Raw genomic sequence first — 23,361 nt, forward strand, 5'->3', positions numbered from 1 at the left:
CGCATGGCCGAAACCGAAACTGCCGAGGGCCGCCCGTCGCCGGATGCGTTGCTTGCCGCTGCCGACCGCGAGCGGCGCGGCAAGCTGAAGGTATTCCTCGGCGCCGCGCCCGGCGTCGGCAAGACCTACGCGATGCTCTCCTCGGCCCGCCGCCTCGGGCAGGAGGGGCTGGACGTCGTCGTCGGCCTGATCGAAACGCACGGCCGCTCCGAAACCGCCGCGCTGCTCGCCGGCCTCGAAATCCTGCCGCGCAAGGAGATCGCCTACCGCGGCCAGACCGTGGCCGAATTCGACATCGACGCCGCGCTCGCCCGCCGGCCACAACTGATCCTCGTCGACGAACTCGCGCACACCAACGCGCCGGCGAGCCGCCACCCCAAGCGCTACCTCGACGTCGAGGAGCTGCTCGCCGCCGGCATCGACGTGTGGACCACGGTCAACATCCAGCACCTCGAGTCGCTGTCCGATCTGGTCGCGCGCATCACCGGCGTCGCCGTCCGCGAGACCGTGCCCGACACGCTGCTCGATCGTGCGGACGAGATGGTGGTGGTCGACATCACGCCTGACGAGCTGATCCAGCGCCTCCGCGACGGCAAGGTCTACCTGCCCGACAATGCGCGGCAGGCCGCCGACAATTTCTTCAGGCTCGGCAACCTCACGGCGCTGCGCGAGCTGGCGCTGCGGCGCACCGCCGACCGCGTCGACGATCAGGTCGTCGCCTACCGTAAGGAGCACGGCGTCGAGGACCAGCCGCCGGCTGCCGAGCGCATCCTCGTCTGCATCGGTTCGGACCCGCTGTCCGAGGTCGTGGTGCGGACGGCGAGCCGCCTGGCGAGCGGCCTCAACGCGAGCTGGATCGCGGTCCATCTCGATCGCTCGGGCAGCGCGCCGCTCGGCCCCGACACGCTTCGCCGCCTCGATCATACCGTGGCGCTCGCCGAGCGGCTGGGCGCCGAGACGCGCCGCCTGTCGGCGCGTGATCTGCCGACCGAGATCCTGCGGCTGGCGCGCCGCGAGAATGCGACCCAGATCGTCATCGGCCGCTCGCACCGCGGCTTGGTCGGTCGTCTGTTCGGCCGCTCGCTTACCGATGAGATCGTGGCGCGCGCCAGCGACATCGGCGTCCACATCGTGACTGGCAGCGGCGAACCGCAACCGGCGCCGGCGCGCAGCGTTGCGTTTCCGCCTGTCGCCCGCATCGCCGCAAGCATCGCCGTTGCCGCGGGCTCCGTCGCGATGGCGGTGCTGATCGGCAAGGCGCTTACCTTCGCCGCCGACCTCCCCAATCTGTCGCTGGTGTTCATCGCGGCGGTGATGGTCTCGGCGCTGACCTACGGGCTGACCGCCGCGATCGCCGCGGCATTCCTGTCGTTCGCCGCGTTCAATTTCCTGTTCGTCGAGCCGCTCTACACCTTCCGCGTCGCCGCGCCCTACGAGGTGTTCGCGCTGCTCGTCTTCCTGTTCGTCGCGGTGTTCACCGGCGTGCTCGCCGGCCGCCTGCGCGACCAGTCGGAGAGCGTGCGCCGGCGCGCCAAGGCGACCGAGGCCCTCTATGACTTCTCGCGCAAGCTTTCGGGCACCGCCAAGACCGACGACGTCGCGTGGGCGACCGCGGCGCAGGTCGTCGCCGTCGCCGGTAGCCGCGCGCTGATCCTGCTCCCCGTCGGCGGCGAGGTGACGGTGCGCGCCGCCTATCCGCCGGACGACACGCTGTCGCCGACCGACCGCGCCGCCGCGCGCTGGGCCTTCCAGCATCGCGAGCCGGCCGGCTGGTCGACCAACACGCTGCCCGCGGCCGAGATGCAGTTCCGTCCGCTGCGTGGCGCCGGCGGCATCGTCGGCGTCGTCGCCTTCGCGCCGCGCGATCTCGCCGCGCCGCTCACCTCGGACGAGGAGCGGACGCTCGCCTCGCTGTTCGATCAGGCGGGCGTCGCCATCGAGCGCGCCCATCTCGTCGAGGAAATCGCCGCGACACGCGCGCTTGCGGAGGGAGAAAAGCTCCGCTCGGCGTTGCTGTCTTCGATCTCGCACGATCTCCGCACGCCGCTGGCCGCGATCCTCGGCGCGGTCACCAGCCTGCGCTCCCTCGGCCCGAAGCTCACCGACGTGGCCCGCGCCGATCTGCTCGCGTCGATACAGGAGGAGACCGAGCGACTCGATCGCTTCGTCGCCAATCTTCTGGAGATGACGCGCCTCGAGGCCGGCGTGCTCGACGTGCGGCACGACTGGATCGATCTCGGCGAGGCCGCGCGCGCCGCGGTCCGCCGCGCCGAGCGCATCCACGCCGGCCACCGCTTCGCGATCCACGTGCCGTCCGGCATGCCGCTCGCCCACGCCGACCCGGTGCTGTTCGAGCAGGCGCTGGTCAACATCCTCGACAACGCCGCGAAATACGCCGCCGGCGAACCAGGCATCGACATCGCCGTGGCGCTGGCCGACGGCCGTCCGACGGTGACCGTCACCGACCGCGGGCCCGGCATCGCCGCCATCGATCTCCCGCACGTCTTCGACAAATTTTATCGCGCCCGCCGCGGCGATGCGCAGGCCGCCGGTACCGGCCTCGGCCTCGCCATCGTCCGCGGCCTCGTCGAGGCGATGGGCGGCGCCGTCGCGATCGAAAGCCCGGTCGAGGCCGGTCACGGCACGCGCGTCACGCTCCGGCTTTCCGCCGAGACGCTGCCGGCAGAGCAGGGGAGCCACGCCGCGTGAGCGCGACGCGTGTCCTCGTGGTCGACGACGAGCCGCAGATCCAGCGGTTCCTGAAACCGGCGCTGGAGGCCAGCGGCTACGCCGTCGTCAGCGCCGCCACCGCCGCCGAGGCGCTGCGCGCCATCGCCAACGAGGCGCCGGACATCGTGCTGCTCGATCTCGGCCTGCCCGACATGGACGGCAAGGAGGTCATCGCCCGTGCCCGCGCCTTCTCCAAGGTGCCGATCATCGTGCTGTCGGTGCGCGACCGCGAGTCGGAGAAGATCGCCGCGCTCGATCTCGGCGCCGACGACTACGTCGAGAAGCCTTTCGACATCGGCGAACTGATGGCGCGCCTGCGCGCCGCGCTCCGCCACGCGATTGCCGACGCCGGCGAATCCGGCGCCTTCGAAAGCGGCGGCCTTCTTGTCGATACCGTCCGCCGCATGGTCAGCCGCAACGGTCAGCCGCTGAAGCTGACGCCGAAGGAATACGACCTGCTCACCATGCTGGTCCGCAACGCCGGCCGCGTTGTCACGCACCGCCAGTTGCTGACGGCCGTGTGGGGCCCTGCCCACACCGAGGACACGCAATACCTGCGCGTCTTCGTGGCGCAGCTTCGCCAGAAGATCGACGCCGCCCCCGGCGCGCCGAGCATCATCGTCAACGAGCCGGGCATCGGATACCGGCTGCTCGAACGCGACCGCTGAAGGCGCGGCAAAGTGCGCACGAAAACGTGAGGGCGGCTGGGCCTGCCGGGCCGCGCTGCGAAACGCACTGCGGAGCCTTTCCAAACACCGCCGAACGCAATGCTGCAAAGCTCGTGGCACCCGCGAATTTGCCTGTGTGGCATTGGGCTTCGGACCGGCGCGCATCGCGGTTGTTCTGCAACCGGCGAGACGATCTCTGCCCCTTCCAGTATACCCTAGAATATATCCAGTTTAGAACTGATAAAATAAGAGAATTCGGATTACTCTAAACAAAGAACATAGCGTTTGACTTATGGCATTCAAGAAAAGATACCGAGCGCCCACGCTTCGACTGGCGTAGCGGACATCGGACAGAGGTTATCGAGGTTATCCATGAGACATTCTTTGACGCCCGTTTTCCATTCCCTGGCATTTGGCGCCATGCTGCTGGCGGCCCCCGTCGCCGCTTCTGCCGCCGAGACCATCACGGTCTACAACGCCCAGCACGCCAACCTGACCAAGGCCTGGGCGGACGCCTTCACGGCGGAAACCGGCATCAACGTCACCATCCGCCAGGGCGGCGACACCGACATGGCGAACCAGCTCGTGCAGGAGGGAGCGAACTCCCCGGCCGACGTGTTCGTCACCGAGAATTCGCCGGCGATGGTCGTCGTCGACAACGCCGGCCTGTTCGCCCCGATCGATCCCGACACGCTGGCGCTCATCCCGGACGGCTACAAGCCGGGCAACGGTCATTGGACCGGCGTCGCGGCCCGCACCACGGTCTTTGCCTACAACAAGAACACGCTGCCCGCCGACCAGCTTCCGAAGTCGCTGCTCGACCTCGCCGATCCGAGCTGGAAGGGCCGCTGGGCCGCTTCGCCGTCGGGCGCCGATTTCCAGGCGATCGTCGGCGCGCTGCTCAAGCTCAAGGGGCCGGACGTCACCTTCGATTGGCTGAATGCCATGAAGGCAAATTCGGTCGCCTATCGCGGCAACAGCGCCGCCATGAAGGGCGTCAACGCCAACGAGGTCCCGGGCGCCGTCATCTACCACTACTACTACTTTGGCGATCAGGCGAAGACCGGCGAGAACAGCAACAACGTCTCGCTCTACTATTTCCGCAACGAGGATCCGGGCGCCTTCGTCAGCGTCTCCGGCGCCGGCGTGCTCGCCTCCAGCAAGCACCCGAAGGAGGCGCAGGCCTTCGTCAAGTGGATCGCCGGCAAGGGCGGCCAGACGGTGCTGCGCGACGGCGACTCCTACGAGTACGCCATCGGCATCGGCGCCGAATCGAACGCCAAGCTCGAGCCGATCGCCAAGTTGCAGGCGCCCAAGATCGATCCCGCGAGCCTCGACAGCGCCGCCGTCACCAAGCTGATGACCGCGGCGGGGTTGCTGTAAGGCCCGCGCCTCAATAGTACACGGGGCCGGCGGGTCGCCTGATGCGATCCGCCGGTCACCGCGGCCTCCCGGCCGCTTTTTTGCCAGTGAGACAGCCACGGCTCTGGTTCAGGTCTCGCCGCCATCCGCCCCGGTCTCCGGCGCGGCTTCGGGCGTATCGCCGCTGGCGCGCCGCCGGCGGCTTTCGCATGTCTCGGTCATCGGCATCGCCGCCGCCGCCGTCTCGCTGGTGGCGCTGCTGCCGCTCGCATTCATCGCGTGGGTGACGGTCGAGACCGGCTGGCAGGCCGCCTCGGCGATGATCTTCCGCCCCCGCGTCGGCGAGTTGCTGGTCAACACGGTGCTGCTCGAGGCCGGCGCCATCCCGCTAGCCATCGCGATCGCGGTGACGCTCGCCTGGCTCACCGAGCGCAGCGACCTGCCCGGCGCCCGCATCTGGGCCTGGCTGGCGGTCGCCCCGCTCGCCGTGCCCGCGTTCGTGCACAGCTACGCGTGGATCAGCATTGCGCCGAGCTTCCACGGGTTAGGCGCCGGCATCCTCATCTCGGTGCTGGCCTACTTCCCTTTCCTCTACCTGCCGGTCGCCGCGCAGCTTCGCCGCCTCGATCCGGCGATGGAGGACGTCGCCGCCTCGCTCGACAACGGGCCGTGGCGCGTCTTCTTCCGCGCCGTGCTGCCCCAGTTGCGTCTCGCCATCTGCGGCGGCGCGCTGCTCATCGGCCTGCATCTGCTCGGCGAGTTCGGCCTCTTCGCGATGATCCGCTTCGATACGTTCACCACCGCGATCGTCGATCAGTTCCAGGCCGTCTACAACGGGCCGGCCGCCAACATGCTGGCCGTCGTGCTCATCGTCTGCTGCTTCCTGCTGCTTGAGCTCGAATGGTTCGTGCGCGGCGACGAGCGCTACGCCCGCGTCGGCTCCGGCGCCGCACGTCTCCCCGTCCGCCGCCGCCTCGGCCCGTGGATGGTGCCATGCCTGCTGCTCAACGCCGGCCTCGCCGCGCTGTCGCTCGGCGTGCCGCTGGTCACGCTGGTGCGCTGGCTCGTCGATGGCGGCGCCGGCATCTGGAATCTCGGAGAGATCGGCCCGGCACTTGGCCAGACCATCGTGCTCGCCGTCGGCGGCGCCGTCGTCACCACCATCGCCGCGATGCCGCTCGCCTGGCTGTCGGTGCGCGCGCCGGGCCGCCTGCAGCGGATACTGGAAGCCTGCCACTACTACCTCGGCGCCTTGCCCGGCGTCGTCGTGGCGCTGGCGCTGGTCACCATCACCGTCCGCGTTCTGCTGCCGCTCTATCAGACTATCGCGACGCTGCTGCTCGCCTACGCGCTGCTGTTCCTGCCGCGCGCGCTGGTCAGTCTGCGCGCCAGCGTCGCACAGGTGCCGGTCGATCTCGAGCGCGCCGCGATGGCGCTCGGCCGCACGCCGTTCCAGGCGATCCGGCAGATCACGTTCCGCCTCGCCGCGCCCGGCATCGCCGCCGCGATGGCGCTCGCCGGCCTCGGCATCACGACCGAGCTGACCGCCACGCTGATGCTGTCGCCGAACGGCACCACGACGCTGTCGACGCAGTTCTGGGCGCTCACCAGCGAGCTCGACTACGCCGGCGCCGCGCCCTACGCCGCGATGATGGTCGTCTTCTCGCTGCCGCTGACGCTGCTGCTCTATGCCCGCTCGCGGCGCACGGCCGGCCGATGACGTTCCTCCGCATCTCGCGTTTGACGAAGCGCTTCGGCGCCGTCGTTGCCCTCGACGGCATCGACCTCGACGTCGAGCGCGCCAGCCGCACCGCCATCTTCGGTCCCTCCGGCTCCGGCAAGACGACGCTCCTCCGCCTCATCGCCGGCTTCGACGTGCCTGACACCGGCAGCATCGTCCTCGACGGCGAGACGCTCGCCGATGCGCCGGCCTCCGTCCCCGCCCACAAGCGCGGTATCGGCTTCGTCCCGCAGGACGGAGCGCTGTTCCCGCACCTGAGCGTCGCCGACAACATCGGCTTCGGGCTGGAACGCCGCATGCCCGGCCGCGAGGCGCGCATCGCCGAGCTGATCGACATGGTCGAGCTCGACGCGGCGATGGTCACCCGCCGCCCGCACGAATTGTCGGGCGGCCAGCAGCAGCGCGTCGCGCTCGCCCGCGCGCTGGCGCGGAAGCCGAAGCTGATGCTGTTCGACGAGCCGTTCTCCGCCCTCGACATGGATCTGCGCGAGGCGATGCGGAATGCCGTCGCCGGCGTGCTCGCCGCCACCGGCATCACCGCGTTGCTGGTGACTCACGACCAGGCCGAGGCGCTGTCCTTCGCCGACCGGGTCGCCGTCTTCGATGCCGGACGCCTGAAGCAGGTAGGCGACCCGCGCGACCTCTACATGCGCCCGCGCGATCCGCACACCGCGCGCTTCCTCGGCGATGCGATCATCCTGCCCGCAATATTGCGCGACGGCTGGGCCGAATGTGCGCTGGGCCGCGTTGCGACCGACGCACCGATGCGGAGCGGCAGCGGCGAGATCATCCTCCGCCCCGAGCAACTGCGCCTGGCGCGGACCAACGAGTCCGGGCGGGCGGCAGGGCAGGTGACCCACGTCGAATTCGGCGGCGCGCTCTGCCGCGTCCATGTCGCGATGGACCGCGCGGACCTGCCGCTGATCATGGTGAAGAGTGCCGGCGCCGACCTGCCGAACGTCGGCGACCGCGTGCAAATCTCGGCAGTCGGCGTCGCCCACGTCTTTACGTCTACGAACGGCGACTAGGCGACTTTCGCGTCGGCGCGGAATCCGCGCTCGCCGGTGAGATTTCGCAGGTACTCGCCATACCCGCTGCTGGCGAGGGGCTTCGCCAGCGCGATCAACTGGCGCTCGTCGATCCAGCCCTTGCGCCACGCGATCTCCTCAGGGCACGCAACCTTGAGCCCCTGCCGCCGCTCCAGCGCCGCGATGAATTCGCTCGCCTCGAGCAGCGAGTCGTGCGTGCCGGTGTCGAGCCAGGCGAAGCCGCGGCCCATGATCTCCACCGTCATCGCGCCTTCGTCGAGATAGAGCCGGTTGAGGTCGGTGATCTCCAGCTCGCCGCGCGCCGACGGCCGCAACTGCCGCACGCGCTCCACGACGCTGCTGTCATAGTAGTAGAGGCCGGTGACCGCATAGCTGGATTTCGGCCGCGCCGGCTTCTCCTCGATGCCGATGACCGCGCCGCTGCCGTCGAACTCCGCAATGCCGTAGCGCTGCGGATCGCGCACGTGATAGGCGAAGATCGTCGCGCCGCTCCGCCGTGCATCGGCGCGGCATAGCAACTGCGCGATCGAGTCGCCGTAGAAGATATTGTCGCCGAGGATCAGCACGCTGGCATCGTCGCCGATGAAATCCGCGCCGATCGTGAAGGCCTGCGCCAGCCCGCCGGGATGCGGCTGGACGGCGTAGCTGATCGACAGTCCCCACTTTGCGCCGTTGCCAAGCAGGCTGTGGAAGCGCGGCGTATCGTCCGGCGTCGAGATGATCAGGATATTGCGGATGTCGCCCTGCATCAGGGTCGCCAGCGGATAGTAGATCATCGGCTTGTCGTAGACCGGGAGGAGCTGCTTGCTGACGGATAGCGTCGCCGGATAGAGCCGCGTGCCGGCGCCGCCCGCCAGGATGATGCCCTTGCGGCTCATGACGCCTTGGCCTGCGCCGGCGCGCGCGATGCTTCGCCGGCCAGTAGCGGCCGCCACCAGGCTTCGTTGTCGAGATACCAGTCAATGGTCTTTTCCAGCCCCATACGCAGCGTCGCGCGCGGCGCCCATCCCAGCTCGCGGCGAATCTTCGTAGAGTCGACGGCGTAACGCGCATCGTGGCCCGGCCGGTCCGCGACGAACCGGATAAGCCGGCTGCGCGGCCCGATCGCCGCGTCCGGCCGCCGGTGGTCGAGCAGCGAACAGATCATCGCGACGATATCGCGGTTGGTGAAGCGGCTTTCGCCGCCGACGAGGTACGTCTCGCCGACCCGCCCGCGCTCCGCCACCAGCATCAGCGCCGCGACATGATCATCGACATAAAGCCAGTCGCGCACCTGCCGCCCGTCGCCGTAAAGCGGCAGTGGCCGGCCCGCCAACGCATTAAGGATCATCAGCGGCACCAGCTTCTCGGGAAACTGCCGCGGGCCGAAATTGTTGCTGCAGTTGCTGATGACAACGGGCAGCGTGTACGTCCGGTGCCACGCGCGCACGAGATGATCCGACGCCGCCTTGGATGCGGAGTAGGGCGAGCTCGGCTTGTAGGCCGAGGACTCCGCGAATGCGCCGGTCGGACCGAGCGCGCCGAAAACTTCGTCCGTCGAAACATGATGGAAGCGGAAGGCCGCGCCGCGCCCCGCTGGCAGCGTCCGCCAATAGTCCAGCGCCGCCTGCAGCAGCTCGAACGTCCCGACGACGTTGGTGGCAACGAACGCTGCGGCCCCGTCGATCGAACGGTCGACGTGACTCTCCGCCGCGAGGTGCATGATCGCATCGGGCTGAACCATCCCGATGATTTCGCGCATCGCGCGTCCGTCGCCGATATCGGCGCGCCAGAAGCGATAGCGCGGGCTGACAGCCACCGGCACGAGCGACGCGAGGTTGCCGGCGTAGGTCAGCTTGTCGACCACCGCGACGTGGTGCGGCGTATCCTCGATGAGATGCCGCACCAGCGCCGAGCCGATGAAACCGGCGCCACCGGTGACCAGAAACCGCTTCGCCGCGTCGGCCATGTCAGGACTGGCCTCCCGCACCGGCGCTCATCTCGCCCGTGGCGACCCGCCCGAGGATATCGACCTGCCGCGCGAGGCAATCGCTCCGCCGGTAACGCTGCTCGATCGTCGCCCGCGCCGCGCGACGGCGTGCGCGGGTGGACTCAGGTTGCGCCAGCGCCTCGACGACCGGCGCGGCGATGGCATCGGCGTCCCAGAAATCCGCGAGCGTCCCGTTCCGCCCGTCGTGGATCGCCTCCGTCACCGGCGCGGTACTGGAAGCGACGATGTTGCAACCGCACGCCATCGCTTCGAGCAGCGACCACGACAGCACGAACGGCACCGTGAGGTAGACGTGCGCCGCCGAGACCTGAAACAGGCGGACCAGCGCGGCATGATCGATGGCGCCGAGAAAGAAGATGCGGGCGGGATCGAGCCCGGTCTCCTCCATCATCACCGCGCGCCAGCTTCGCCCGCTCGGGTGCGGCCGGCCGTAGCTGACGCCATCGTCGCCAGCGACCACGAACACCGCGTCCTTCCGCTGCTTCGCGATCAGCGCCGCCGCCTGCATGAATTGCGGGAAGCCGCGATAGGGCTCCAGGCTCCGCGCGACATACGTCACCACCGGATCGCCCGGCGAAAGCACGCGACCGTCGGGCAGGCGGAACCGCGCCGCAGTATCCGGCCGGCAGAGATCGACATCGACGCCCTCGTGGCAGACCGCGATGCGCGGCCGCAGCGGCGCCGGGTAGCGGCTGCGCTGCCACGCGGTCGGGCTGAGCCCCGCGTCGATCGCGTCGAGGCTCGCCCGCTGCACCATGTTGCGCAGGCGCGCGCGGCCGAGCTCGGCGATGGTCACCGGCTCGCGCGGATCGAAGCCGATATCGCCGCCCTTCGGCTGGAAATAATACTCGCAGTAGCCCAGCGCCGGCGTGGTGTTGAGCACGTCCTTGACGAAAAGCATGCCGCCCCAGCCGATATGGCCGACGACGAGATCCGGTGCGCCCTCGGCGCGCCGCATCCGCTCCAGAGTCTCGGCGACGCGGTTGGCGTGCTGGGCATACTCATCGGCGACCGATAGATGGCCGGGCACGCGTTCCGTGATGGCAGCGTGCTTCACGAAGCGGACGCCGCGCACCGGCTCGTCGGGCTTCTCGCAGACGACCGTCACGTCCGCGCCGCGCTCGGCGAGATGCGCGGCGAGATGGCGGAACTGTCCGGCGCCGCGGCGATGGACGAAGACGATCTTCACTCGCTGCCCCAGCCCTTCAGTCCGTCGCCGTATTTCACCGTGGTCAGGATCATCATCTCGATGCGGCGGAGCGTCTTCACCGTCGTCTCGAAGTCGCGCAATTGCTCGGCGTCGCGCACCATCAGTTGCTGGTAGCTCTGGTCGATCTCGCGAATCTTGGCGCAGAGTTCGTGCCCGCGCGGCGCCAGGCGTATGTGCGCCGACCGCCGGTCGCGCGACGATGCCTCGCGCTCGATGTAGGCAGCCTCGAGCAGGCGCTTGAGATTGTACGAGGCGTTGGAGCCGAGATAATTGCCGCGCTCCAAAAGGTCGCGCACCGAAAGCTGATCGTCGCCGATGGTGAACAGCATCAGTACCTGCGCCGGACTGACGTCGTCGATGCCGAGCCGCATCAGCTCGGCGCGCAGAAGATCGAGGTAGCGCCGGTGCACGCGCTCGACCTCGCGGGCGAGGTCGAGGTGGCGGACGCTGGGGGGCGATCCCGGTTTCGGAGTTGATAATTCTTGAGGATAAGAAATATCTCTTTCGAGTACAAGTTTATCAGCCTGAATAGTCATCGCCGCTCCCCGTTGAGTTTCGTAGTTGCTTCAAAAATCGAAATACTTACGAAACTTTTAGCTCGACCACTATATACTTGTTTGTTCAGCCAGTTCGCGAACACTTGTTGCAACGCCGAACAAAACCTTTAGCCCTCACGATACATTGTAGAAATCTGCATCGACCGGGGGCGTTATGACCAGTGCCGTCGACCTGAACAGCAGCGACCAACCCCGCACTTTCGCCGCGCGAAGTGCGGCAAAACCCTCACCGAAAAAGACGACGGACGGCATCGCGCTCATCCGCGAGTGCCGGCGCGTGCTCATGCACGGCTTCGTCCTCGCCGGCATTCTCAGCGCCTTCATCAACACGCTGCAGCTCACCGTGCCGCTGTTCATGCTGCAGGTGCACGACCGCGTGATCCTGAGCCGCAGCGTCGATACGCTGAAGATGCTGGTCATCCTCGCGCTGGGCGCCCTCATCCTTTACGGGCTGCTCGAGTTCATCCGCTCGCTCGCCTTCCAGGCGCTCGCCGGGCAGTTGCTCAGCCGGCTCAACCTGCCGGCGATCGAGTCCGCGATGCAGACCGCGCTGGAGAAAGGCTCGACCCGCGCCACCGAAGTCCTGCGCGATCTCTCCGACCTGCGCAGCTTCATCACGGGCACCGCCTTCTCCGCCCCGTTCGAAGCGCTGTGGGCGCCGATCTTCCTTGCCGTGATGTTCGCGCTCCACCCGCTGTTCGGGCTGGCCGGGCTGATCGCGGTGGTAGTTCTGGTCAGCCTCAACATCCTTTCCGACGTCCTCTGCCGGCCGACGCTGAAGGAGGCGAACGAGGCGACCATCGAGAGCATCACCAGCATCGGCGGCACCATGCGTCACGCCGAGGTCATCGAGGCGATGGGCATGCTGCCCGCGCTCGCCGCGCGCTGGCGCCAGCTTCATTTCCATTCCATCGATCTCACCAATACCGGCAATCGCCGCAGCCGCGGCATGCACGCACTGACGCGCGCCGTGCGCTACTCCATGCAGATCGTGGTGCTGGCGATCGGCGCGTGGCTGGCGATCAACAACCTCGCCTCGGCGGGCTCGATGATCGGCGGCACGATGATCATGAGCCGCCTGCTGATGCCTTTCGACAGCCTCGCGGCCGACTGGCGCCAGTGGATCCTCGCGCGCGCCGCGTGGAAGCGCATCCGCGACGTCGTCGAGGTGCGCGGCTCGGTGCGCGAGAGTTTCCCGATCCCCAAGATTCCCGGCGACCTCGTCGTCGATCGCCTCGTCTACGCCGTTCCCGGCATGGACGTGCCGATCCTGCGCGGCATCTCGTTCAGCCTGTCGCCCGGCACCGTGCTGGGCATCGCCGGCCCCTCGGCCGCCGGCAAGTCGACGCTGGCGCGACTGCTGGTCGGGGTCACCAGGCCGACGGCGGGCGGCGTCTATTTCAACGGGCACAACGTCTACCTCTGGCAGCGCAGTTCGTTCGGCGACATTGCCGGCTACCTGCCGCAGTCGGTTTCCGTGCTCGAGGGAACGGTGCGCGAAAACATCGCGCGCATGCGCGACGCCGACCCGCGGCAGGTCATCGAGGCCGCCCGCGCCGCCGGCGTGCACGAGACCATCGGGCGCCTGCCGCTGGGCTACGACACGCCGATCGGCGACGGGCGGCTGACGCTGTCCGGCGGTCAGCGCCAGCGCATCGCGCTTGCCCGCGCATTGTTCGGCGAGCCGCTGCTGCTGGTGCTCGACGAGCCCAACTCCAACCTCGATGCCGAGGGCGAACAGGCGCTGATTGCCGCCATTACGGCGGCCAAGCGCAACGGCGCCATCGTCATCGTCATCGCCCACCGCCAGTCGATCATGGATTGCGTCGACAAGCTGCTGGTCCTCCAGGACGGGCGCATCGCCCAGTTCGGCGAGCGCACGCCGACTGCCAACGCCGTCCAGCCGATCCGCCGCGCTTCATCCGACGTCGTCGTCAAGCGCACTGCCGCAGGAGCCGAATCATGATCGATTTCGTCGAGTGGCGGCGGACGGCCGCGGCGCGCGTCGTCGCCGCGACGGCAATGGTCCCGCATCGCGCCGAGGCCGTCGTCTGGGAGGCGCCGATGGAGGTCGAGGCCTTCGAGCCGATGACGTCGCTGCGCCGCCCGGCCATCGCCGGCATCGCCGCGATTCTCATCGGCTTCGGCGGCTTCCTCGTCTGGGCCTTCACCGCCAATCTCGATAGCGCCTCGGTCGCCTCGGGTTCGGTCATCGCGGATTCCAAGAAAAAGACGGTGAGCCACCTCGAGGACGGCATCCTCTCCGAGCTGCTGGTCGCCGAGGGCGACAAGGTCAAGGCCGGCCAGCCGCTGTTGAAGCTCGACGACACCCGCGCGCGCTCCGATCTCGCGTCCGCCAGCGGCACCCGCATCGGCCTGCTCGCGCGCCTCGCGCGCCTGCGCGCCGAGCAGGCCAGCGCCGCCACGATCACCTTCCCCGCTGAGCTGCTCGCGGACCAGAGCGACATGGCGCAGTCGGTGATGAGCGACGAGACCCACGTCTTCGAAAATCGACGCGACATCTATCAGGGCAACCTCGCCGTCCAGCAGAAGCAGATCGACCAGTTCCAGACCGAGGCGGACGCCTATGACGCCCAGCTCACCGCCGCCACCCAGCAGGAGGCGATACTCAAGGAGCAGCTCGATAACATCCAGGACCTCGTCGACAAGGGCGTCGTGCCCAAGCGGCAGGCCACCGACCTGCAGGGGCAATTGAGTCAGGTGAGCGGCAACGTCGGCCAGTTCACCGCGCAACACGCCCGCTCCATCCAGGAGAAAGCCGCTGCCGAGCTGGCGCTGCTGTCGCTGCGCATGACATGGCAGGGCGACGTCGCCAACGACATCCAGGACACGCAGCTCAAGCTCAACGCCGCGACGCAACTTATGAAGGTCGCGGCCGACACGCTGGATCGGTTAACCGTGCGCGCACCCGAGGACGGCACCGTGCTCAACGTCCAGGTGCGCACGCAGGGCAGTGCGATTTCGGCAGGGCAGGCGCTGCTCGACATCGAGCCCGGCGACGAGCCGCTCATCGTCGAGGCCCGTCTCAGCCCGCTCGACATCGACTCGGTCAAGGTCGGCGAGCCGACCGAGGTGCGGCTGACCGCCTACGACCCGCGTACCTATCCCGTGCTTGACGGCAAGCTGCTGTACGTCGCCGCCGACCAGACCGAGGATCGCGACCGCGGCCTCATCTACTACACGGTGCGCGCCGAGATCGACGCCGCCGCGCTTGCCGCTCATCCGGAGATGCGCCTGCACCCCGGCATGCCGGCCGACCTCGTGGTCAAGCGCGCTCCGCGCAAGGCGATCGACTACATCCTGAGCCCGATCACCGCGACCTTCTACCGGGCTTTCCGCGAGGAGTAGGGCGGTCGCTTCGCGGTTGCGGGCTAACAAGTTCTAATCTCGAACCGGTTTGCCAGTATACTGACAACATCAAATAATAACTCGGCTTATAACTGTTTAGCGCGGCTTAACTCCGGAGTTAGATAGACGATCTCCAAGGGCAATTGGTAGTTTCGCGCATCGCACCATCGCTATACTGTCCGTAATAGCAATCGCAGGGGGATCCAACGGCGGTTGTGGCCCGGGCAGCAAGCCGAAGGCCTCACACAACGGAGACTGGGCGATGGCGACTCTAGAAGGCAGTGCCTACGACGACACCCTGAACGGAACCAGCAAGGCCGACGTCATTAACGGCGGCTCCGGTGACGACATCCTCAACGGCAACGCCGGCAACGACACGATCAACGGCGGCAGCGGCGACGATACCGTCCACGGCGGCACCGGCGAAGACCAGATCTACGGCGGTTCCGGCGACGACGTTCTGTTCGGCGACGAGCACAACGATCACATCTTCGGCGGCTCAGGCGACGATCAGATCTATGCCGGCAGCGGCGAAGACGTGATCGACGCCGGCAGCGGCGCCGACTATGTCGAAGGCAGCACCGGCAACGACACGATCGCGGGCGGCGACGGCGATGACACGCTCATCGGCGCCACCGGCCAGGACGTGATCGACGGCGGCGGTGGCGACGACCTCATCTTCGGCGGCGACCACAACGATACGCTGTCCGGCGGTTCCGGCGCCGACACCATCGACGGCGGCACCGGCGATGACACCATCGACGGCGGCACCGGCGACGATACGCTCACCGGCGGCACCGGCAACGACACCATTACCGGCGGCGACGGCGACGACGTCATCACCGGCGGCACCGGCCAGGACATCCTGTCCGGCGGCAATGGCGACGACCAGATCTTCGGCGGCGACCATTCCGACACCATCGACGGCGGTAGCGGCAACGACTACCTCGACGGCGGCACGGGCAACGACACCATCACCGGCGGCTCCGGCGACGACACGCTCGTTGGCGGCACCGGCAACGACAACCTCGATGGCGGCACCGGCGACGACACGCTCCTCGGCGGCACCGGCCACGACGTCCTCAACGGCGGGTCGGGCAACGACACGCTGGATGGCGGCGCCCATGCCGACACGCTCACCGGCGGCGCGGGTGACGACACGTTCGTCTTCACCGGCGGCGGCGGCCAGGATGTCATCGTCGACTTCACGGCCGGCGACGACATCATGCAGATCGCCAAGAACATCAACGGCACGAGCATCACGAGTGCCGACGATGTCGCGGCGCGGGCGACCCAGGTTGGCGGCGACACCGTCGTCGACCTCGGCAACGGCGACACGATCACCCTGCACAACGTCAACGCCGACGACGTGCACGCCGACCCGAGCCTCTACTTCAACGTCCACTAGCCATTCCGGGTGGCGCTTTCGGGCGCCACCCGTCCTTTCTCTCACCTGGGGGCAGGTTCATGAGTACCGCGACCGTAGAGACACCGGCCGATGGCGTTGTGGAAGTTCGCGCTCTCGGCGGCGGCGTTCTGGTGGTCGCGTGCGACATGGGCGTGCGGCTGCATTCCGCCGCTCGCCTCGAAACTCTATCCGGCGCCGCTCCGGCGCCGCTGACGACGCTGCGCCTGCCGCTCGCAAATGGTGGCACCAGAGTACTTTGGGCGTTTCGTCCGCCGGCATCGGAGCGGCCGCTGGTGCTCCGCGCCTTTACCGGCGTGCTTGCCGCCGGCCGGCTGATCGACCTCCAACCCGGCACGCGCTATCGCGCCGCCGACCTCGCTGCGCTCGCCGCCGGCCTCGAGCCCGCCGCCAGAATCTCGCTTGTCTCGGCGCTGTTCGGCGTCTGGTCGAGCGTCTTTCATCTTCGCCGCGATCCGGCATTCCTGCGTGCCATACGCCGCCTCACCGATACGCTGTCGCCGACCCCGGCGACGATCGGCATCGAGGCCGACATCGGCGACGGCCGCGGCCTGCACCGCACCCTTCTTCCGGCCGCGTTGGGCGACGTCCGCGCCGTCTACGCCGTATCGGCGAAGGGCATCGATCATCTGCCGCAGTCCTGGCATCTCGCCGATGCCCGGCAGGGCAAGCGCCTGCTGCGCCTCATCGCGCCGGCGGATCTCGCCGCCGCCGATCGGCTGATCGTGGTCGGCGAGGGCGGCATCGCCGTCCGCCGACCGCGCCGTGCTGCCACCGTCCGCGCGTTGCCGCAGTGGTGGCAGTCCGAGGTGACGACCGCCAGCGACCGCTTGCGCGAATTCATCGCCCGCGCGCTCGCCGAGACATCGCCGTCCGGCCGCGCCGCGTCGCTCGAGTTCCAGATGAAGACGCCGCTCCGGCCGCGCCAGCTCGCCGGCCGCAACGGCTCGCCGTCCTTCGCCGTCGAACTGGCGCTGGCCGAATCCTCCGGGCTGCTAGTGGCCGGCTGGATGCGCGATCCCGGCAACTTTGTCGAGGCGCTGGAGGCCGAGGACGAATCCGGCACGCGCCACGCGATCGACTGGCACCGGTTCCAGCTTGCGCCGACCGCCGCCAACCCCGTTCCGCCGACCGGCTTCGTCGGTCTCGCGGCGACCTACAGGTCGGCAACGCCGATCCTGCAGCCGCGCCTCTCCTTGAAGCTGACGTCGGGCACGCGCCACCGCATCGTGCCGCGTCCGCAGGCCGCGGATCCGGTCCCGCGCCGCGCGCTGCTGCTCCGCGCCCTGCCGCAGCAGCACCTCAGCGAAGCGCTGCTCGCCAAATACCTGGCGCCGATCCTGGGTGAGCTGCAGAAGACGATCCGCACCTCGCTCCCCGAACCGCGCATCGAGCAGATCGGCGCGCCGGTCGAGCGGCCGGCGGTCAGCGTCGTCGTCCCGCTCTATCGCAACCTGTCGTTCCTTCGCGCGCAGATAGCGGCCTTCGCCGCCGATCCGTCTTTCGCCGGCGCCGAGCTTATCTATGTCCTCGACTCGCCGGAGCAGGCGGCCGATGTGCTCCACCTGATGCAGGGGCTGCATCTGGTCTACGCGCTGCCGATGGCGCTGGTCGTGATGGCGCGGAACGGCGGCTACGCCGCCGCCTGCAACGCCGGCGCCCGCGTCGCGCGCGCCCCAACGCTGGCGATGCTCAACTCCGACGTCATCCCGGCCTCGTCCGGCTGGCTCGATCTGCTCGCCGCGCGCCTGTCGCCGAGGATCGGCATCTGCGGCCCGAAGCTGCTGTACGAGGACAACTCGATCCAGCACGCCGGCATGTACTTCTCGCTGAATCAGTTCGGCCGCTGGATCAACAATCATTTCTACAAGGGCCTGCCGCGCGCCTATGCGCCGGCGACGGTGGATCGCCTCGTGCCGGCGGTGACCGGCGCCTGCCTGTTCGTCCGTCGCGATGTCTTTGAGTCGGTCGGCGGCTTCACGGAGGACTACGTCATCGGCGACTATGAGGACAGCGACCTGTGCCTGAAGGTGCGGCGCGCCGGCTACGAGATCGCCTACGTCGCGAGCGCCGAGCTCTACCACCTCGAGCGCCAGTCCATCCGCCAGAACGAGGATTACATGCGCGGCTCGGCCGATCGCTACAACAGTTGGCTGCATGCCTCCCGCTGGGCGGACGACATGCGCCGACTGATGGCGGCGGCCGGCGGCGCGCCATTGAGGAGTGCCGCATGAGCGCCGCGCTGCAAGTCGTAACGACGCCGGAAGAATCCCCGCCGCCGATCCGCTGGCTCATCGACGCCGTCCGGCGCAATCGCTTCATGCCGTTCCCGCCGCAGGATCGCCTGTTCGTAGGCGACGGCGACTATCGCGCCATCGGCGCCGAGTTTCTCGGCCACGCGGTGGAGCTCGGCGGCCTGCGTCCCGATGCGCACGTGCTCGACATCGGCTGCGGCATCGGCCGGCTCGCGGTGCCCATGACCCAGTACCTCGATCCCGAGCGCGGCACCTACGACGGCGTCGATCCGGTCAAGGCCGGCATCGACTGGTGCGACGGCATCGTGACGCCGGCCTATCCTAACTTCCGCTTCCAGCACCTCGACATCCGGCACGCCATCTACAACCCGACGGGCACCGTCGCCGGCGCCGAGGTGACGCTGCCTTTCGCCGCTGCCGCCTTCGATTTCGTCGCGCTGATCTCGGTCGCGACGCACCTGCCGGCGGCGGAACTCCGCCGCTACGCCGTCGAGACCGCGCGCGTCCTGGCGCCGGGCGGCACCGTCATGCTGACCGCGTTCGTGATGACGCTGAATTCCGACGCGCCGTCGCGCACGCGCGACCCGCGTCTCGACTTCAAGCGCGTCGAGGGCGGGCCGGAGTGGCACGTCGACAAGGTCAATCCGCTGGGCGCCGTCGCCTTCGACGACGGTCTCATCGAGGAGGTCGTGGACGCCGCCGGTCTCGAGGTGCGGCGGAAGTCGCTCGGCCGCTGGCGCGGACGTCCGTCGGCGCATTTCCAGGACATCTTCATCATCGGCCACAAGCAGGCGAAATGACCAACCCGCGCATTCTCGTCGTCGCACACAATCACCCGGCGTTTCATCCCGGCGGGACCGAGATCGTCGCGCACGATCTGTTCCAGGCCTACAAGCGCGCCGGCTGGGACGCGCTGTTCCTCGCCGCGACCAACCAGATCCACCGCGAGCCGCGCCCCGGCACCAGCTTTCAGGCCGTCGGCGACGCCGCCGACGAGATCATCCTGTGGGCCGGCCACTTCGACCGTTTCGCCATCAGCCAGATCGACCTGCACGGCGTCGTGCCCGATCTGATCAACCTGCTCGAGCAGTTCCGTCCCGACGTCGTCGAGATCCATCATCTGCTGCTCGTCGGCGCGGAGTTTCCGGCGCTCGTCCGCCGCGTGCTGCCCAACGCGCGCATCGTCTTCATGCTGCACGACTACTACCCGATCTGCGCCAACGAGGGCCTGATGGTCCGCACCAAGGACCACGCGCGCTGCCTCGATGCGTCGCCGGATCGCTGCCACGCCTGCTTCACGGAGATATCGGCGGCGACGTTCCGGCTGCGCGAGCTGAACCTCAAATCGCACCTCGTCGCGGTCGACACCTTCATCAGCCCCAGCCAGTTCCTCAAGGATCGCTACATCGACTGGGGCATCCCGGCCGAGCGCATCGAGGTGATCGAGAACGGCCACCCGGCGGAGGATCCGGTGCCGCATCGCGGTCCGCCGTACGTGACGCGCAACGTCTTCGGTTATTTCGGCAATCTCAATCCGTGGAAGGGCGTCAATGTCCTCCTCGACGCCTGCCGCGAGCTCGCCGAATCCGGCGTCGAGTTCGAGCTGCGCGTCCACGGCGCCGCGCTGTTCCAGAGCGACGCCTTCACCGCCGATCTCGAATCGAAATTCGCGCGGGCCGGCGACAGCGTCAGCCGCCTCGGCCAGTACGGCCGCGCCGACGTGCCGTCGCTGATGGCGGAAGTCGATTGGGTCGTCGTGCCGTCGGTGTGGTGGGAGAATGCGCCGCTCACCATCGGCGAGGCCCGCTTCCACGGCCGCCCGGTGATCGCGTCGGGCATCGGCGGCATGGCCGAGCTGGTCGACGACGAGCGCGACGGCCTCCACGTCCGCCCCGGCGATGCGCGCGATCTCGCCCGCGTCATGCGCCGCTGCGCCGAGGATCCCGCCCTGTGGCGGCGGCTGGCGGCAGCATCGACGCGGCCGCCGACGACCGACGAAATCGCGGCGCGCCACATGGCGGCCTTCGGCCACCGGCGCGTGCGCGTCGGCGCGCTGGTGGCGGCCTAGGGAGCCCAGCCATGACCGCCGCCGCCAACAGTCTCTCCGTTCCCACCCCGCCGCCGCTGCCGCAGGTCGCGCCGCTGCGCGGCCGTATCGATGCCATCGACGGCACGCGCGTCTACGGTTGGGCCTGGTATCCGGCCGCGCCGCGCGAACGCATCAGCGTCCGCATCTTCGACGGCGACGAGCAGCTCGCCGTGGCCGTTGCCGACAAGCCGCGCATCGACCTCAGGCGGAACGGCGTCGGCGACGGCGCTCACGCCTTCGACATCGAGTTGCAGCGCCCGGTCTCGCGCGTGCTCCGCGTCGTCGCCATGCATCCGAGCGGTGGGCCCGACCTCGAACTCGACGTGCCGGTGTCGTCCGAACCGACGGCCGAGTCGGCCATCGCCGCATCCTTTGGCCCCATCCTCGACCGCCTCGAGGCGGCGATCGTGGCGCAGCGCCGCATCCAGGCCCGCCAGTCCGGATCGCTCGGCGAGCTGAACGCCGCCGCGCAGCGTCTCGCCGAGGTCGCGACCGCCGATGGCGGCCTCGTCGACTCGGTCAAGGGTCTTGGCGATCGGCAGCAGTCGATGGCCGACCGTATTTCCGAGCTCGAAGTTTTGCTCGTCCGCTTCGACGGCGTGACCCACACCTTCCACAACCGGCTGGAGGCGCTTGCCAAGCAGCACGTCCATCCGGTGAAGGGCCACCTCATGTGGCTCGCCGCCGCCGTCGGCCTGGTGATCGGCGTCGCCGTCACCGCGGCGATGAGGCTCTGACGTGGCCGAGCTGCCCGACATTCCGCGTCTCTCGCCCGACACCGGGCTCTGGGCGATGACCGAGGACGGCGCCGTAATCATGGCGGCGCTGGGCGATGGCGTACCCGCGACCGTCGATGTCTTCCCCAACGACGACGCGCGACTCAAGTGGCAGGCCGCAGCGGTAAGCTGGCCGCTTGCGCAACCGTCGGCCGGGCATCCGTCCGCGTTTGCCGCGGTCTTCCCGTTGCCGGCGCGCGAACGTAGCGCCCTGCGCTCGGTCTCGCTCGTGGTGCGCGGCCGCAAGATCGCGCTGGCATTGCAGCGGCCCGCGAGCCTCGACGCAATCTTTCGCGTCATCGCCGCCGAGTCCGGCTCCGCCTTCGGCGCGGTTGTCGATGGACTAGTCGAGGGCCTGCTCGGCGAATCGCCGTCGCCCTCGCGCGTCCGGGCCGCCGCAACTTTGATCCGCCTCGCCGCGCGCCGCACCGGCTTCATCGAAGTCTGCGGCGTCTCGGAAGGCGACGAAATCTTCCTGCAGGGCTGGGCTTCCGATCTCCCCGCCGGCCGCACGCGCATCGTCACCGCCGGCGAGCCGCCGGCCATCGCCGAGTTCGTGTCGGCCAGCTACGAGCGCGACGACCTCGGCGGTCGCGGCCGCGGCTTCGCCGGCATCATCGCGCCGGCGCCGCTCGGCGATCCCTCGCTGCTGACGCAGATCTTCTATCGCGGCGACGAAGGCTGGCGCGCCGTCGATGTCTATAACCAGCGCAAGCTCATCGCCGCCCGCGAAATCCCCGGCCACCTGCGCAGTTTGCTGCCGCGCGCCACCGCGCCGGAAGACGTGCTGATCCGCCTGCGCCGCACCGCGCACCGCTTCGACGGCCGCGAGACGGTATCGCAGCTTCAGGAGCCGGTGCGCCTCGGCATCGACGTGGCCGTCGCGGTGCCCGGCGCCGGCATTCTGGTCGCCGGGTGGCTGCTCGACCCGAAAAAGCGCGTCAGCGCCGTCCGCCTCCACGCCGGCCCCGAGACCGTCGTCATCAGCAGCGACTGGACGCGGTTGCCGCGCGCCGATGTTGCCGGCGCCTATGCCAGCGATCCACTGTTCCGCGATCTCGCCGGCGCCGGCAGGCAATCCGGCTTCCTTGCCTTCGCGCCGGTCGCCGAGGCCAACGCAGGTTCGGCCCACCTCGAGCTCGATCTCGGCGACGGCAATCCGCCGTCGTTCTTCCCGCTGACGTTCGCCGAGGCGCCGCCACGCGAGGTCATCGGCAAGCTGCTCAATTCGATCGACGTGCGCTCGGCTGCCGCCGACGCGATCGTCGATCGGCAGCTCGGCCCCATGCTGCGGGCCGCCGGCCGCGACGCGCCGCCGGCGGGTGAAGCGGCCGACGTCGGCGTGCCCGGCGCCTTCGACGATCCGGCCTCCATCGCCATTGTCATCGGCGCCGACGATCGTGCCGGCGACGCGCTCGCCCTTCTGCCGCTGCTCGCCATCGATCCGTTCGCGCGCCGCCTGCCCATCGTTTTCGCGGCGCCGGGCGAGACATTGTTCGCGGTCGCCGGCGAGGTCCGCCGCCTGGCGTCGTTCTACCGCCTCGCACTCCGCCTGGTTCCGACCGCGTCCGGCGACGACATGCTCGACGGGCTGGAGGCCGGCGCCGCCGCCACGCGGGCCGGGACCCTGGTCCTGCTCGCCGCCAACATGCTGCCCGCGTCGCCGGGCTGGCTGCAGCGCCTGATCGAGACTTACCGCCAGAACGGCAGCCGCCACCTCGTCTGCCCGACCGTCCTGTTCGACGACAATTCGGTCCGCTGGGCGGGCACGCATTTTTCCGAGCGCGACGGCAGGCGCGAGCTTCGCTTCGCGCACCGCGGCTTCCCGCGCGCGGTGCTGGCCGGCGCCGAGCTGGAGGAAGTCTCCGCCGGCACGCTGGAGTGCTGCGTCGTCTCACGCGCCGGCTTCGAAGCGGCGGGCGGCTTCGCCCGCGGCTACCTCGGGCCGGCGGCGCGCAATCTCGACATGGCGCTCCGCATACGCCTCGCCGGCACGCCAGCGCTGTGGCAGCCGCAGGCCGAGGTCGTCGCGGCCGAGGAACGCACGCTTGCGTCCGAGCCCGCGCTCGCCCGCCGCGTCGATCAGTGGGCCTTCGATCATCGCTGGGCGCTCGCCCTCGCCAACATGCGGAGATAGCC

17 protein-coding genes are annotated in these 23,361 nt (G+C 69.0%); 13 read left to right on the forward strand and 4 right to left on the reverse strand.

The window, feature by feature from the left end; genetic code table 11:
• Nucleotides 1–3 precede the first annotated feature (3 nt).
• The 5 genes from WDM94_03630 (at nucleotide 4) to WDM94_03650 (ending at nucleotide 7,529) form a co-directional block, all read left to right on the forward strand.
• Nucleotides 4–2,709, forward strand: a complete 2,706-nt coding sequence (locus tag WDM94_03630; GenBank protein ID MEJ0011716.1) for a sensor histidine kinase KdpD — start codon at nucleotides 4–6, stop codon at nucleotides 2,707–2,709.
• Nucleotides 2,706–3,398 (forward strand): response regulator, encoded by a 693-nt coding sequence (locus WDM94_03635; GenBank protein ID MEJ0011717.1) that lies wholly within the window; start codon nucleotides 2,706–2,708, stop codon nucleotides 3,396–3,398. Before WDM94_03630 ends, WDM94_03635 begins: the two co-directional genes overlap by 4 nt.
• A 372-nt stretch (nucleotides 3,399–3,770) precedes the next feature.
• Nucleotides 3,771–4,781 (forward strand): iron ABC transporter substrate-binding protein, encoded by a 1,011-nt coding sequence (locus WDM94_03640; protein ID MEJ0011718.1) that lies wholly within the window; start codon nucleotides 3,771–3,773, stop codon nucleotides 4,779–4,781.
• Between the two features lie 163 nt (nucleotides 4,782–4,944).
• The gene (locus tag WDM94_03645) at nucleotides 4,945–6,480 is read left to right on the forward strand and encodes an iron ABC transporter permease (protein ID MEJ0011719.1); all 1,536 of its coding nucleotides are present in this window, start codon (nucleotides 4,945–4,947) and stop codon (nucleotides 6,478–6,480) included.
• Entirely contained in the window at nucleotides 6,477–7,529 is a 1,053-nt protein-coding gene (locus WDM94_03650) for an ABC transporter ATP-binding protein (GenBank protein MEJ0011720.1), read from the forward strand. Before WDM94_03645 ends, WDM94_03650 begins: the two co-directional genes overlap by 4 nt.
• Here the strand turns inward: WDM94_03650 and rfbA are convergent.
• From rfbA to WDM94_03670, 4 genes are read right to left on the reverse strand one after another with little or no spacing between them, the layout of a single operon-like run.
• Entirely contained in the window at nucleotides 7,526–8,428 is a 903-nt protein-coding gene (rfbA, locus tag WDM94_03655) for a glucose-1-phosphate thymidylyltransferase RfbA (protein MEJ0011721.1), read from the reverse strand. The genes WDM94_03650 and rfbA overlap by 4 nt on opposite strands.
• Nucleotides 8,425–9,498: a dTDP-glucose 4,6-dehydratase gene (gene rfbB / locus WDM94_03660; GenBank protein MEJ0011722.1), complete on the reverse strand. Its 1,074-nt coding sequence runs from the start codon at nucleotides 9,496–9,498 to the stop codon at nucleotides 8,425–8,427. Before rfbB ends, rfbA begins: the two co-directional genes overlap by 4 nt.
• A 1-nt stretch (nucleotide 9,499) precedes the next feature.
• Nucleotides 9,500–10,729, reverse strand: coding sequence for a glycosyltransferase (locus tag WDM94_03665; GenBank protein MEJ0011723.1), 1,230 nt, complete (start codon nucleotides 10,727–10,729; stop codon nucleotides 9,500–9,502).
• A complete protein-coding gene (locus WDM94_03670; protein ID MEJ0011724.1) occupies nucleotides 10,726–11,286 on the reverse strand; it encodes a MarR family transcriptional regulator in 561 nt (186 codons plus the stop codon). Before WDM94_03670 ends, WDM94_03665 begins: the two co-directional genes overlap by 4 nt.
• A gap of 175 nt (nucleotides 11,287–11,461) precedes the next feature.
• Between WDM94_03670 and WDM94_03675 the strand changes: the two genes are divergently transcribed.
• The 8 genes from WDM94_03675 (at nucleotide 11,462) to WDM94_03710 (ending at nucleotide 23,359) form a co-directional block, all read left to right on the forward strand.
• Nucleotides 11,462–13,273, forward strand: coding sequence for a type I secretion system permease/ATPase (locus WDM94_03675; GenBank protein MEJ0011725.1), 1,812 nt, complete (start codon nucleotides 11,462–11,464; stop codon nucleotides 13,271–13,273).
• On the forward strand, nucleotides 13,270–14,676 hold the full coding sequence (locus tag WDM94_03680; GenBank protein MEJ0011726.1) for an HlyD family type I secretion periplasmic adaptor subunit: 1,407 nt from the start codon (nucleotides 13,270–13,272) through the stop codon (nucleotides 14,674–14,676). The genes WDM94_03675 and WDM94_03680 overlap by 4 nt, the downstream gene beginning before the upstream one ends.
• 262 nt (nucleotides 14,677–14,938) lie before the next feature.
• Nucleotides 14,939–16,084, forward strand: a complete 1,146-nt coding sequence (locus tag WDM94_03685; GenBank protein ID MEJ0011727.1) for a calcium-binding protein — start codon at nucleotides 14,939–14,941, stop codon at nucleotides 16,082–16,084.
• Between the two features lie 59 nt (nucleotides 16,085–16,143).
• Complete coding sequence (locus WDM94_03690) at nucleotides 16,144–18,336, forward strand: glycosyltransferase (GenBank protein ID MEJ0011728.1); 2,193 nt, start codon at nucleotides 16,144–16,146, stop codon at nucleotides 18,334–18,336.
• The gene (locus WDM94_03695; GenBank protein ID MEJ0011729.1) at nucleotides 18,333–19,157 is read left to right on the forward strand and encodes a class I SAM-dependent methyltransferase; all 825 of its coding nucleotides are present in this window, start codon (nucleotides 18,333–18,335) and stop codon (nucleotides 19,155–19,157) included. Before WDM94_03690 ends, WDM94_03695 begins: the two co-directional genes overlap by 4 nt.
• A complete protein-coding gene (locus WDM94_03700; protein ID MEJ0011730.1) occupies nucleotides 19,154–20,425 on the forward strand; it encodes a glycosyltransferase family 4 protein in 1,272 nt (423 codons plus the stop codon). Before WDM94_03695 ends, WDM94_03700 begins: the two co-directional genes overlap by 4 nt.
• Before the next feature lie 11 nt (nucleotides 20,426–20,436).
• Nucleotides 20,437–21,183 (forward strand): hypothetical protein, encoded by a 747-nt coding sequence (locus tag WDM94_03705; protein ID MEJ0011731.1) that lies wholly within the window; start codon nucleotides 20,437–20,439, stop codon nucleotides 21,181–21,183.
• 1 nt (nucleotide 21,184) lies between these two features.
• On the forward strand, nucleotides 21,185–23,359 hold the full coding sequence (locus tag WDM94_03710; protein ID MEJ0011732.1) for a hypothetical protein: 2,175 nt from the start codon (nucleotides 21,185–21,187) through the stop codon (nucleotides 23,357–23,359).
• The last annotated feature ends 2 nt before the right edge of the window (nucleotides 23,360–23,361 follow it).

The sequence above is a fragment of the Bauldia sp. genome, assembly GCA_037200845.1.
GTDB lineage: Bacteria > Pseudomonadota > Alphaproteobacteria > Rhizobiales > Kaistiaceae > DASZQY01.